A 12,331-nucleotide genomic window follows, 5' to 3' on the forward strand; every position below is an offset into this window, starting at 1 on the left:
TTTTAATACTATTATGAAGTTGGAAGAGAGAAGTTATTGAGGAGTTAGAAAACAACCGGAATCACTTCCGGTAAACTTCCGTCCTATTTCTTCAGACTTCCATCTATGAGTTTATTATCCTCTGATCCACTTCCAGATCTCTTTTAAAGTAGCTTTATTGCCATACATTAAAATACCTACACGGTAGATCTTTCCGGCTAAGAATATCATGAAAATGGTGGTTGCCAGCAATAAGACAATCGACAGAGCGATTTGCCACGCAGGAACACCAAAAGGTATTCTCGCAATCATCGCAACCGGTGATGTAAATGGAATAATAGACAGCCAGAAGCCCAAAGGACCGTCAGGATTGTTCATTAATGAGAAACTTCCATACATCCCTAAAGTAAGCGGTAAAATCGCAAATAAAGTGAACTGTTGAGTTTCAGTTTCATTATCTACTGCAGAACCGATGGCTGCATAAATGGAACTGTAGAAAATATATCCCAAAAGGAAAAATACTATGAATACAAAGATGATCAGCGGGAAATTAAGCTCTAGTAAACTGTGTGAGATCTGCGTTGCGATCTGTGCTATGTCAAGCTTGCCGGCGAGCTCTTCATTACCTCCGGGAATATTCTTCTGAAGAGATAAAAAACCGGTATTTAAAACCAATGCTCCAACAACGGACATTGAGATCCAGATCAGAAACTGGGTCAACGCTACCAGAGTTACCCCTAATATTTTACCCATCATCAGTTCAAAAGGTTTAACAGAAGAAATAATGATCTCTACTACACGGTTATTTTTCTCCTCAAGAACACTTCTCATCACCCTTACTCCGTAAATGATGATGAACATAAAAGTTACATACATTAAAAGGATACTCAAGCCGCTTTTTACCCCAAAAGCAAGATCGGAATCTTCCTTATTGTTATTAGAAACGTTAATGGTCTTTAAAGTAAAGCTCTTATCAAGGCTGTTCAGTTGTGATTCCTTGATTCCAAGCTGTTTGATCTTTTCTTTTTTGATGACATCCGTGATATCTGAAACAATCTTCTGCTTCGTATCAAAGCCCATCTTGGCATTCACAATTAGTCTTGTGCTGTTTTCCAGCCCGTTGTAATCATGATCTTTAAGCTCAGGAAGGATCAGAATACCATCCAGAGACTCATTATCTTTCAGGTTATTGATCTTGGCTTTCTCGTCAGCGGCAGAAACAAACACATAATTCAGTTTGTCATTAGATTTCAGCTGATCTTTAAAAAGTCCGCTTTTATCAACCACTTCAATGATGCTGTGCGATTCATTAGCTTTAAACATCAGCCCGATCACGGCTCCAAATCCTATCAGCAAAAGAGGAGCGAGCAGCGTTAATATAATGAAGGATTTTTTCTTAACCTGCGTAAGAAATTCCCTTTTCGTAATTAAAAAAATATTGTTCATAAAATTAAGAATGATTACTTACGGCATTAATAAACACTTCATTCATGCTGGGGATTCTCTCATCGAATGATCTTACTTTTCCCACATTCACAAGATCCAGAAGGATGTCGTTTTGCCCGCTTTCATTTTTTAAATCGAAAGAAATAAGGTTGTTTTCATTAGAGAAATTAAAAATATCATAGCTACTTTTGAAACTGTCAAACTTAGCTTCATCCACCTCAGAAAGAGTCACTCCGAAAATATTTTTCTTGAATTTTTCTCTTACGTCAAAAACCTTTCCGTCAATGATTTTTTTTGAATTGTTGATCAGGGCCACATAGTCACACATTTCCTCCACACTTTCCATTCTGTGTGTAGAAAGAATGATAGTGGTTCCGTTATTTTTAAGATCGATGATCTGATCTTTAATTAAGTTGGCATTCACCGGGTCAAACCCTGAGAAAGGCTCATCTAGAATCAGAAGGTGCGGACGGTGAAGTACAGTGACCACAAACTGGATCTTCTGTGCCATCCCTTTCGAAAGCTCCGAAAGTTTCTTTTTCCACCATTGGTCGATGTTCAGTTTTTCAAACCATTTTTTGGCTTCCTGTAAAGCATCATTTTTAGTCATTCCTTTCAGCTCACCGAAATAAAGGATCTGATCTCCCACGGTCATGTTTTTGTACAGACCTCTTTCTTCGGGCATATAACCGATATCTCTGATGTGACTTGGATTGAGCTTGTTTCCATTGATGAATACATCTCCGGAATCGGCCTGGGTAATTTGGTTGATGATACGGATAAAAGAAGTTTTTCCGGCTCCGTTCGGGCCTAAAAGACCATAAATACTGCCTTGAGGTACATGGATGCTGAAATCATCCAATGCTACTTTATTCCCGGCACTATAGGTCTTTCTGATATGTTCAGCTTTAAGCATTAAATTGTTTTTACAATGAGTATAAAAAAGTCCTTAAAGTTACGGAAATATTAAGGCAGAACTTACCTAAAAGAAAAAATCCTGATGATTATCAGGATTAAATTTTTATTGTTTTACAATTTGAGTCACCTTTTGGGTATTATCGCTTAAAATATAGCGAATCAGATATTTCCCGGGTTTTAATTTTTCAATATTAATCTCTCCGGAATTCATGTTGACAGCGTAATTAGCTACTTGTGTTCCTAAAATTGAATAAAAGGTTACACTTTTAATCTTTAAAGCAGAATCTTTTGCTTTGATCAAAAGAAAATCCTTTGCAGGATTTGGGTAAGCTACCAATACACCGTCATCAGACTTCTGTGTGATGGAACCCGGCTCTCTCAGCTGTGCTTGCATATTGTTGGAAAACCCAACGAAAGCGCCTGTAAATAGAAATAAAAGTAAAAGTTTTTTCATCAAATTATAATTTCTCAAATGTATTAAAACAAAAATAAACAATTCTACAATTCTATACAATAGTTTTTTATATAAGTTGTAGTAAATTTGTACAAACTTATTCAAAAAGTATTCCAAAATGATACATTCAAGAAATAGAAGGCTTAGAGTTAATGAATCTATCAGAAGTTTAGTAAGAGAAAATATCCTTACAACTGATGATTTTGTAATGCCGATCTTCGTAATGGAGGGCGAAAACCAGCAGGAAGCGATCCCGTCTATGCCGGGTATCTTCAGGAGGAGTATAGATTTGACGGTGAAGGAATGTAAAGAATTGTTTTCTTTGGGTATAAAATCTGTCAACCTGTACATGAAAGTGTCAGAACATTTGAAAGACAATACCGGAAAAGAAGCTTGGAACAAAGATGGATTAATGCAACAGACCATCAAAGCGATCAAAGATGCAGTGCCAGGAATGATTGTGATGCCGGATGTAGCTTTAGATCCTTATTCAATTTACGGTCACGACGGAATCATTGAAAACGGAAAAATAATGAATGATGCGACCAATGATGCTTTAGCAAGAATGTCTGTATCTCACGCCGAAGCAGGAGCTGACATTGTGGCACCAAGCGACATGATGGATGGAAGAGTAATGGCGATTCGTGAAGCATTGGAAGAAAGCGGATTTACCGATGTGGGAATTTTGAGCTATTCAGCAAAATATGCAAGTTCTTTTTACGGACCGTTCAGAAGTGCTCTCGACAGTGCACCGAAAGATAATATGGATATTCCTAAAGATAAAAAGACTTATCAGATGGATTTCCATAATTCCCGCGAAGCTTTAAACGAAGTATTCAAAGATATTGACGAAGGTGCTGATATCATTATGATCAAACCGGGATTACCTTATCTGGATATCGTTTCCAAAGTACGTGAAGCAATTGATCTTCCGATAGCAGTTTACAATGTAAGCGGAGAATATGCTATGGTAAAAGCAGCAGCTCAGAATGGCTGGCTGGATAATGATAAAACGATCATCGAAAGCCTTACCTGCTTCAAGAGAGCTGGAGCAGATCTTATCTTTACTTATTTTGCGAAAGAAGCAGCAATGATTTTAAATAAATAATGATTAAGTCACCATCATACAGAAACACCTCAGTTGAAACTGAGGTGTTTTTATTTTTAGAAAAAATATGTTTTTGTAATAGAGTAACGACAATTGATTACATGATATTGAAATCTTTTCCTTTCGTGAATTTTGCAGCAAAAGGAGCTTGATTTCCAGAGTATTTTAAAACAAAATGTTTCTTTGTATCCGTATCTACTTTAGCATCCACTTCCACATCGGTAGTTTGAAAACTGACATCCAGTCCTACACCTGATTCTTTTTCAAGAAAGATTTCTACACTTTCTGCATAAAACAGGGAAGTACTCAGATAATTGAACTTGATATTCTTTCGGTACGTTTTGGATTTGTCCTGCGTAAACTGAGAGTAGTTTTTCAGAATTTCAATTCCCGGAGAATCAATGTTGGTCACCCGCGATTTTGTCACTCCGTTTACCCGTACAGAAAAGCTTTTAGCATTTTTGATATTGCCGTTCACTCCAATATTAAATAAAGAAGGAAGCGACAGGCCATATTCAACCATGCTGTCTTTTGTGAATTCAAAATCAGGGATCAAAGCCGGATGTTTGGGCGTGTTGATCAGTTGTTCCTTTACAGTATTCAGGACATCCCCGGAAAATAGAAATCCGATGAGGTTGTTTTCTGTAGTTCTCCAGTTTCTGCCGTTCCACTCAAAGATTTCGCATAGCAATGTGTCCGCAGACGAATGGGGAAGAAGATCCATATCCTGCCATTTGAAAACTTCCTTGGCGTAGGGCCTTCTGTCCACAATATTGAGACCCAGGTCCAGCGCAAGCAGATCTGTCAGGTCTTGATTATTTTCCATAGTAACTTAATTCTTGATTTGATGGAATAAAATTATGGAAATAAAATAATAAATGGTTTACAGCCATCCTTTTTTCCCATACACGTAGGTATCATCAAACTGCTTATCACTCATAAACAGGTATAAAATCCCCTCAATAAAAGGAATAATAGAAGCTGCACCGAAAGTGACAATATTAAGGATAAGCTGAATCACCCCTTCCTTGGTATAGCCCAGATAAAACTTGTTTAAGGCCAGCCAGCCCACAAGGATTCCCAATATCGCAGCGGGAATTTTCTTTTCAGAACGGTAAGAACTATTGTTTTGCTGATTCTGATTGTTTTCTGTTTTGGTATAACCGTAATTTTCCATTGCTAATTTCTTTGTGATGAGTAAAATAATTTTCTGATAGGTCGAATGAAATTCTCAGGAGTTACAAAATACCCGTTTAAATATTCTTCTTTTTCGGTGGACAGATGCTGATTGTTGAAAGTGTTTTTTATGAATGAACAGAAAAATAAAGCCTTTCACTCAAAAAACAACGGATACAATTTATAATCTAAAATTTGAATTCAAAAAAACTTTATCTTTGCTCCTATGATTTTACGAGGAGAAAACTTAATCAAAGAATACGGTCCTAAAAAAGTAGTAAAAGGTGTTTCTGTACAGGTTCAGCAGGGAGAAATTGTTGGTTTGCTTGGTCCAAATGGAGCAGGGAAGACCACTTCATTTTATATGATCGTAGGACTGGTTAAGCCTACTTCAGGAAAAATCTTTCTCGATAAACAGGAAATCACCACCGATGCGATGTACCGTCGTGCCCAAAAGGGAATCGGTTATCTGGCACAGGAAGCCTCGATTTTCAGGAAGCTGTCGGTAGAAGAAAATATCATGGGTGTTTTACAGCTTACCAAGCTTTCAAGACGTGAGCAGCAGATCAAATGTGATGAGCTGATTGAAGAATTCTCATTGCAGCATGTGCGTAAAAACCGTGGTGACCTTCTTTCCGGTGGGGAAAGACGTAGAACCGAAATTGCCCGCTGTCTGGCCACAAGCCCCAACTTTATCCTTCTCGATGAACCTTTCGCAGGGGTAGACCCGATTGCGGTAGAAGATATCCAGAAGATTGTAAGAAGTTTGGTAGACAAAAATATCGGGATCCTGATCACCGACCACAACGTTCAGCAGACCCTGGCCATTACCAATAAAACATACATTATGTTTGAAGGGAATATCCTGAAAGAAGGACTTCCGGAAGATCTTGCCAACGATCCACAGGTAAGAGAGGCGTATCTTGGAGAAAACTTTGTGTATCAGAGCATTTTGGACAAACCGAAAAGGAAGAAATATATTTATAACATCTGGGCCGGTAATTTTGATTCAAAATCACAGCTGCAGGGATTTGTAGATGAAAATTTCGGGCAGTTTGATGATTTAAGACTGATGTACGGTTTTGAGGATGCCAGTTTTGCTTCGCTTGCCAATTCTGAAATTGAACATATTTTCAGTGAAGTGGTAGATAAGAATGCTAATAATTCCTTTGTTTTTCAAAGAAAAGAACTCACATCACAGTACACTCTGGAACAGGCAGAAGCTGAATCCAAAGCCGCAAGCCAACCGGAACTGCATTATCTTACGACGTATTTTTACGAAGGATAAGACTATTTGTTAAAAAAAGCAGATCATTTGCTGAAAAATAGAATTAAACGTACCTTTTCTCTCAGAAATGGTACGTTTTTTAGTTAAATAATTTCTATGGCAAAACCTTTTAACAGAACAGTCACATTATTTGGAATCTATAAACAGCTCGTTCCATTTATCAGGCCTTACCGTCCCATGATCTATTGGACGCTGTTTCTTACTTTTTTAGGAGCCCTTGCTGCACAGGTCAATCCTATTGTTTTAAAATACACGGTAGATGAGGTGACCAATCTTACCCATCTTCCGCATCCAATGTCGGAGGGTATTCATATTCTGGTGGTTATTTCGATTATTTTACTCGGAAAAGAACTGCTCAATATTTTTATCAACTTCGGACAGAAGTTTTATGGTGAAAAAATAAGAATTAATGTAAGTTCTGTTTTGGCACAATCTGCCATCGACAAGATCCTTTCCTATAGAGTGGCCTATTTCAATGATGAGAATCATGAGTCCGGAAAGCTACAGATCCGGATAGACCGTGGTATTGAAAGTTTAACGAAGCTGGTACAAAACTTTTTTATAGATATTCTGCCTCTTTTTTCCAATGCTATTATAGCTTTGATCATTATGTACATGCAGAATGTATATGTGGGAATGGTTTCTACAATCATTGTCCCGATCTATTTTTATATCAGTTCTCTTCAGGCAAAAAAATTGGGAGGAGTACGCCGCCAGCTCAGAAATCAGAGAGAAAAAAAAACTTCAGGACTGCTGAACCTGATCAATTCGATTATGGTGATCAAGAGCTTTGTCCGGGAAAAATTTGAAGGAAAAAAACAGTACGACCTGCAGATGGAGCTTATGGAAAGCCAGATGTTCACAAGAAAAACCAACTTTATCTATGACGGTTTGAAAACGTTTATCGAGCAGTTCGGAGTGGTTTTAATTATTCTTTTGACAGTTTATCTAGTACTGGACCAGCAAATGACCATTGGTGCTATTATGCTTCATATCATGCTGTTCAACAATATTTCTGCTCCTATCCGCCAGCTGCATAGGATCTACGATGATATGAACGATGCCATGATTTATGCTGAAGGCTATTTTGAGATCCTGAATGCAGATGACGAAAAAGAACAGAATGGAACTTATGTAGAAAAACAGATCAAGGGTAATTTTGAACTGAAAAATGTAAACTTTAGTTATCCGAACGGGACACATGCACTGCATGATGTTTCCATGAAAATCGAGAACGGGAAAACCACGGCATTGGTAGGGTTGAGCGGTGCTGGAAAATCTACAGTAATCAATCTCCTTTGTAAATTCTATCTTCCAAATTCCGGGGAAATCCTGCTGGATGGAGTTAATTTAAATGATTTTGAAAATAGTTTTCTAAGAAACGATCTTGGTTTGGTGCTTCAGAAAAACCATATTTTCCAGGGAAGCATTGAGGACAACATCCGTTATGGCGATATGAATGCGAGTTTCGAGGAAATTCAGGAGGCTTCGAGAAAAGCGTACCTCCATGAGCAGATCATGGATCTTCCGGATGGGTATCAGCATGACGCTACCCAGCTTTCCGGTGGACAGCAGCAGAGAATTGCCATAGCAAGATTATTCCTGAAAAACCCACCCATCATTTTTCTGGATGAACCAACAGCCAGTCTGGATGCTATTGCTACAGAACAAATCAAAAACTCCCTCGATGCTATCAAAGAAGGTCGTACTGTCGTTATTATCTCCCATTCACTGTCACAAATTCTGGATTCAGATACCATTTATGTAATGAAAAAAGGAAGGGTAGTGGAAAGCGGAACCCATGACGAATTGGTTCAGATGAACGGAACATACCGTGAAATTTTTGATGCCTCTGCCAGAAGTTTAAATCTGGATAAGCTGGTGAATTCTTTTAAAGACAATTGATCTGAGCCGTACTGCATTCAGATTTTTGATGATTAAATTTTTTATTTCTCACACCTCTCGCAGATTCCGCGGATCTTCACATAGTATGGATTTTCGTTATTTGTAGGAGAATATATGTAGTAAGCTTCAAATGTTTTCTCATATAAGATTAAACGCAAAGGCTAAAATAAACCTTTGCGTTTGAAAAATTTTCAGCAGTCAGTTTATTGTGCAGTTTCAGGGACCTTATACGTGCCTACCTCTGCGCCAAAAGCAATATTGATCCGGTTATAACTGTTTATAGCAATCACAGCCATGGTAAGATCTACCATTTCACTTTCGGAAAAATGTTTGCTGGCTTCGGAATAAATTTCGTCCGAGATTTCCCTGCCATGTAAAGACGTTAAGCTTTCCGCCCAAAGCAATCCGGCTTTTTCTCTGTCTGTATAAAAAGAGCATTCTCTCCATGCGCTTACCAGAAATATTCGTTGCTCGGTTTCGCCTTTGGCTCTTAATTCCTTGGAGTGCATATCCAGGCAGAAAGCACACCCGTTCATCTGTGAAACACGGAAATACAAAAGTTCTAAAAATGAACTGTCAAGTGATGAATGCTGTACCTGAGATCCCATATGATGAAGGGCGTTGACAGCTTTGTTTCCCATTGCAAATGCATTGATTCTTTGTGACATAATAATTTGATTTTTTTGATTAATTATGAGACAAATGTAGATCGCAATTTCCCGGAATTTTTTCACATTTGATAAAAAACTATTTTTGTGCTCTGATTCTGCTTAAAGAAACCTGGGTGATCCCAATATAATCTGCCATATCTCCAAGACTGATTCGCTGGACAAGATCAGGTCTCTGCTTCAGGAAATTATTGTACCGCTTTTTGCCATCATCTTCAAGCATTTCGCTTATCCTTCCCATCATATTGACCGGAGCTTTTGAATACAGCTTACTGAAAAGTGTTTCTGCCGTATGGTATTTTTTGCATAAACCTTCGATATGATCTTTATGTACGCGGAAAACTTCACAGGGTTCAAGGGCAACAATCATATATTTTGAGGGACGACCTGTCAAAAAACCGCTCAATTCCGTGAAAAAAGAATTTTCTGCAAAGAAAGTCATGATGAAATCTTTGTCACCATTATCGAAAAACAGCTTTACCAAGCCTTTCTCAAGAAAATAAAAATATCTGCACGTTTCGTCTCCTTTTAAAAGAAAATCTCCTTTTCTGTAAGTTTTTAATTCCAAACCTGAGACCAGATCTTCCATGACAGATGGTTCCGGTTTTATAATATTTTCAATAGTCTGAATAAAACGGGTAGAATTCATATTTTAAAAATATTGATTGTAAAAAAATTAAATATAATAAAAAGCAATCCAATTTATATTCTCCGGACCAAAAAAGATTGATAGATTTGCTATAGCAATATGAACGATCACTATCTTAAAAAACTGGACAGAGTAACGGCAATTCTCACCCAATTACAATCAAAATCAACGGTAAGGGCACAGGACCTGGCTGCCAAATTTGATGTCAGCATCCGGACGATCTATCGGGACGTGAAAACCCTTGAAAACGCTGGAATTCCTATTATTGGAGAAGCCGGGAACGGGTATTCTCTGATGGACGGCTACAAACTTCCGCCCATTATGTTTACGAAGGAAGAAGTACTGAGCTTCATAACTGCGGAAAAACTGATGCAGAAATTTTCCCATCAAAGTCTCGGAAATCATTACCAGACAGCAATGGAAAAAGTGAGGTCAGTGCTTCGGAATTCAGATAAAAACCTGATTCAGAATATTGAAAAGCAGATTGATGTTTTTAACTATCATACCCAGCCTGGTGGAGAGCTCAAAAATGTAATCCCCATCATTCTGGAAAGCATTGCAGACAAAACGCAGCTCATCATTGAATATAAGACAGTTCATTCCGAAGTAACGAACAGAACGGTGGAAGCAGTAGGTGTTTTCTTTGAATTCAATTACTGGTATATCATGGCTTTCTGTACACTAAGAAAAGATTTCAGACAGTTTAGGGTCGACAGGATTTTGCAGATCTTTAAAACTCAGATCCCTTTTTCTCAGGAATATGGGCAAATCAATGATTACAGGAGGTATTCAAACGGAGAGAAAACAAGGGTCAGACTTTTGGTAGATAAAAAAATAATAGGACACATCGTGAATTCCAAAAGATATTACGGATTTATTGAAGAAACTGAAACCGAAGATGGAATTGAAATGACCTTTGATACCGAATGGATCAATGAAGGTTTTCCGCGCTGGCTGATCACTTTTGCAGATTATGCAACCGTTTTAGAGCCGGAATCTTTAAAAACGAAACTCAGAAATTTGGCATCGGATATTTCAAAAAAAATGGAATAGAAAATATAAACTCCGGCTTCACGAATGTGAAGCCGGAGTTTTGGAAATTTATATAATTTGAATAAAGAAACTTTTACTTCAACTAAAAGGCAAAAATCAAAAACAACAAAAATCTGGGGTGTCTATATTTAATGGATGGATAATTGGTATGATTGGTTTTGCGATTCTGCAGTTTCAGCTTTCTGTCTGAATTGAATCATCATTTTCAGTTTAAGTAAAGGCATTAATGATCCTAAAATCTCTCCCAAAAAAAAGGGGGTTCAATTCCCAAAGCTCTCAAATAGGTATATCCCTGGCCTCTGTGGTGAATTTCATTATCTACAAAATAAAGAATGTTCTGATACACCGGAAATTCGTACTGTCCGAATAAATTGAAAGTTTCCTGGAAACGTTCTTCAGTGATCTGGCTGAAATAATGGTTGATCACTTCTGTTTCCTCATCCCATTTTGTTAAGAGGTCTTCTTTGGTTTTCGGGTTGAATCCTTCTTCATTGTAAGCTTCCATATTTTTGTTAACGATTCCTTTTAAAGCAGGTCCTCCAATGCTGATCAGTTCTAATGCCAGTTTCGCGAAAGGCCTCATTCCACCTACAGAAAATTCGAATAGTTCTTTTTCAGGGAAAGCCTCGATCACTCTTCTTGTCAGGTTTCTGTGTCCTTGCCAGTGTTCTAATAATTGGTCGGAAGTCATAAACTGTTTTGTGGCTGTGGCTGTAGTTGTCATAATTGTATTGTTTTAGTTTGTTATTGTTGATACAAAGATAAGATGGGGTTATGACAACAGCTTGTCAGTAGGATTTTTGGTGCTGAAAAAATATTTTTTTTCTTTGCTAAAATATAAACGTATATTTCTCCGTTTAGATGTAAATTGCATGAATAAATAAATGCCACGCTATTAAAATCTCGAAATGAAGAAGTATATTTTGCCTGTTATTCCTCTTTTTTTATTCATCTCATGTAATAAAATTGAAGAGAAAATAGACGAGACTGTTCAGAAAACCACCGAAACTGTGCAACAGAAAGCGCAACAGGCGGTAGAAGAGACTGTCAAGAAGACCGTCAGCGAATCCCTTAATTCTTTAACCAATTCCCAGGACGTAAAATTTAATCAGGTGTTTCCTGATGGAGGAAAACCTGTCGTTTCAGAAGAAACTGGAAAGAAATTTAAATTTCCAAACGGTTCCGAAGGATATATCTTTAAATACAAATCAGACATCGCTGTATTGCTTCCTTTCCTGGAAAAGCAAACTACTTCTGACGAGAACAAATCAGATAAAACAGCCCGTAAAATAGACGGACAAAGCATCATAGACAAAATAAGTTTTGTCTCAAAATTTCTTCCTGAAAATACTTTTGATACCAGTTTTCTGGAAGATATTAAGAGTGATAAAAATATAGAATATTACAAACTGAAAAGGTTTCCCAACAACAGTACAATAATCTATAACCCTAAAAACCAGACCATCATACAATACGTAGAGGTAAATAAATAATTTGTGAGTGACCGGATTTATCCGGTCATTTTTTTTATTCATAACAAATTCAATAGGAACGGGCTTTAGCCCAATGTCATTAAGATATGGATTTAATACGTTGATTATCAGTTATTTTAATTGTTTTTTTGGTTTGTTTTTTGTATATTTAACAGTGAATCAAGCAGTTAAATCGAGAAGAAAAAAAGTAAATG

12 protein-coding genes and 1 pseudogene are annotated in these 12,331 nt (G+C 37.4%); 5 read left to right on the forward strand and 8 right to left on the reverse strand.

Going from position 1 to position 12,331, the window contains the following annotated elements; translation table 11 throughout:
• Positions 1-114 precede the first annotated feature (114 nt).
• The 3 genes from HHL23_RS11905 to HHL23_RS11915 form a co-directional block, all read right to left on the reverse strand.
• Positions 115-1,425: an ABC transporter permease gene (locus HHL23_RS11905; protein ID WP_169235021.1), complete on the reverse strand. Its 1,311-nt coding sequence runs from the start codon at positions 1,423-1,425 to the stop codon at positions 115-117.
• Between the two features lie 4 nt (positions 1,426-1,429).
• The gene (locus HHL23_RS11910; protein WP_169235022.1) at positions 1,430-2,341 is read right to left on the reverse strand and encodes an ABC transporter ATP-binding protein; all 912 of its coding nucleotides are present in this window, start codon (positions 2,339-2,341) and stop codon (positions 1,430-1,432) included.
• A 105-nt stretch (positions 2,342-2,446) separates the two neighbouring features.
• Positions 2,447-2,797: a T9SS type A sorting domain-containing protein gene (locus HHL23_RS11915; protein WP_169235023.1), complete on the reverse strand. Its 351-nt coding sequence runs from the start codon at positions 2,795-2,797 to the stop codon at positions 2,447-2,449.
• A gap of 118 nt (positions 2,798-2,915) precedes the next feature.
• On the opposite strand from HHL23_RS11915, the gene hemB reads away from it, so the two are divergent.
• Positions 2,916-3,905: a porphobilinogen synthase gene (gene hemB / locus HHL23_RS11920; RefSeq protein WP_169235024.1), complete on the forward strand. Its 990-nt coding sequence runs from the start codon at positions 2,916-2,918 to the stop codon at positions 3,903-3,905.
• Positions 3,906-4,002: 97 nt separating this feature from the next.
• On the opposite strand, the gene HHL23_RS11925 is transcribed toward hemB, so the two are convergent.
• Together HHL23_RS11925 and HHL23_RS11930 are read right to left on the reverse strand one after the other, a co-directional pair.
• On the reverse strand, positions 4,003-4,731 hold the full coding sequence (locus tag HHL23_RS11925) for a hypothetical protein (RefSeq protein WP_169235025.1): 729 nt from the start codon (positions 4,729-4,731) through the stop codon (positions 4,003-4,005).
• Positions 4,732-4,788: 57 nt separating this feature from the next.
• Positions 4,789-5,082 (reverse strand): TM2 domain-containing protein, encoded by a 294-nt coding sequence (locus tag HHL23_RS11930; RefSeq protein ID WP_169235026.1) that lies wholly within the window; start codon positions 5,080-5,082, stop codon positions 4,789-4,791.
• Between the two features lie 225 nt (positions 5,083-5,307).
• Here HHL23_RS11930 and lptB point away from each other — a divergent pair.
• Together lptB and HHL23_RS11940 are read left to right on the forward strand one after the other, a co-directional pair.
• Positions 5,308-6,033 (forward strand): annotated as a pseudogene (gene lptB / locus HHL23_RS11935) (LPS export ABC transporter ATP-binding protein); the annotation flags it as partial.
• 513 nt (positions 6,034-6,546) lie between these two features.
• Complete coding sequence (locus HHL23_RS11940; protein WP_169235041.1) at positions 6,547-8,274, forward strand: ABC transporter ATP-binding protein; 1,728 nt, start codon at positions 6,547-6,549, stop codon at positions 8,272-8,274.
• A 203-nt stretch (positions 8,275-8,477) separates the two neighbouring features.
• Here HHL23_RS11940 and HHL23_RS11945 read toward each other — a convergent pair whose 3' ends face one another.
• Together HHL23_RS11945 and HHL23_RS11950 are read right to left on the reverse strand one after the other, a co-directional pair.
• Positions 8,478-8,942, reverse strand: coding sequence for a carboxymuconolactone decarboxylase family protein (locus HHL23_RS11945; RefSeq protein WP_169235028.1), 465 nt, complete (start codon positions 8,940-8,942; stop codon positions 8,478-8,480).
• A gap of 79 nt (positions 8,943-9,021) precedes the next feature.
• The gene (locus HHL23_RS11950) at positions 9,022-9,591 is read right to left on the reverse strand and encodes a Crp/Fnr family transcriptional regulator (RefSeq protein WP_169235029.1); all 570 of its coding nucleotides are present in this window, start codon (positions 9,589-9,591) and stop codon (positions 9,022-9,024) included.
• 99 nt (positions 9,592-9,690) lie between these two features.
• On the opposite strand from HHL23_RS11950, the gene HHL23_RS11955 reads away from it, so the two are divergent.
• Positions 9,691-10,644: a helix-turn-helix transcriptional regulator gene (locus HHL23_RS11955; RefSeq protein ID WP_169235030.1), complete on the forward strand. Its 954-nt coding sequence runs from the start codon at positions 9,691-9,693 to the stop codon at positions 10,642-10,644.
• A 232-nt stretch (positions 10,645-10,876) separates the two neighbouring features.
• Here HHL23_RS11955 and HHL23_RS11960 read toward each other — a convergent pair whose 3' ends face one another.
• Positions 10,877-11,368 carry a DinB family protein gene (locus tag HHL23_RS11960; RefSeq protein ID WP_169235031.1) on the reverse strand — a complete coding sequence of 164 codons (492 nt, stop codon included), beginning with the start codon at positions 11,366-11,368 and terminating at the stop codon, positions 10,877-10,879.
• 184 nt (positions 11,369-11,552) lie between these two features.
• Between HHL23_RS11960 and HHL23_RS11965 the strand changes: the two genes are divergently transcribed.
• Positions 11,553-12,137, forward strand: coding sequence for a hypothetical protein (locus tag HHL23_RS11965; RefSeq protein WP_169235032.1), 585 nt, complete (start codon positions 11,553-11,555; stop codon positions 12,135-12,137).
• Positions 12,138-12,331: the final 194 nt, after the last annotated feature.

The organism is Chryseobacterium antibioticum, from assembly GCF_012927325.1.
GTDB lineage: Bacteria > Bacteroidota > Bacteroidia > Flavobacteriales > Weeksellaceae > Chryseobacterium > Chryseobacterium antibioticum.

Coding starts and splice junctions, on each gene's coding strand:
- HHL23_RS11905 (WP_169235021.1), bottom strand. CDS start 1,425: ATGAACAATATTTTTTTAATTACGAAAAGGGAATTTCTTACGCAGGTT.
- HHL23_RS11910 (WP_169235022.1), bottom strand. CDS start 2,341: ATGCTTAAAGCTGAACATATCAGAAAGACCTATAGTGCCGGGAATAAA.
- HHL23_RS11915 (WP_169235023.1), bottom strand. CDS start 2,797: ATGAAAAAACTTTTACTTTTATTTCTATTTACAGGCGCTTTCGTTGGG.
- hemB (WP_169235024.1), top strand. CDS start 2,916: ATGATACATTCAAGAAATAGAAGGCTTAGAGTTAATGAATCTATCAGA.
- HHL23_RS11925 (WP_169235025.1), bottom strand. CDS start 4,731: ATGGAAAATAATCAAGACCTGACAGATCTGCTTGCGCTGGACCTGGGT.
- HHL23_RS11930 (WP_169235026.1), bottom strand. CDS start 5,082: ATGGAAAATTACGGTTATACCAAAACAGAAAACAATCAGAATCAGCAA.
- HHL23_RS11940 (WP_169235041.1), top strand. CDS start 6,547: ATGATCTATTGGACGCTGTTTCTTACTTTTTTAGGAGCCCTTGCTGCA.
- HHL23_RS11945 (WP_169235028.1), bottom strand. CDS start 8,942: ATGTCACAAAGAATCAATGCATTTGCAATGGGAAACAAAGCTGTCAAC.
- HHL23_RS11950 (WP_169235029.1), bottom strand. CDS start 9,591: ATGAATTCTACCCGTTTTATTCAGACTATTGAAAATATTATAAAACCG.
- HHL23_RS11955 (WP_169235030.1), top strand. CDS start 9,691: ATGAACGATCACTATCTTAAAAAACTGGACAGAGTAACGGCAATTCTC.
- HHL23_RS11960 (WP_169235031.1), bottom strand. CDS start 11,368: ATGACAACTACAGCCACAGCCACAAAACAGTTTATGACTTCCGACCAA.
- HHL23_RS11965 (WP_169235032.1), top strand. CDS start 11,553: ATGAAGAAGTATATTTTGCCTGTTATTCCTCTTTTTTTATTCATCTCA.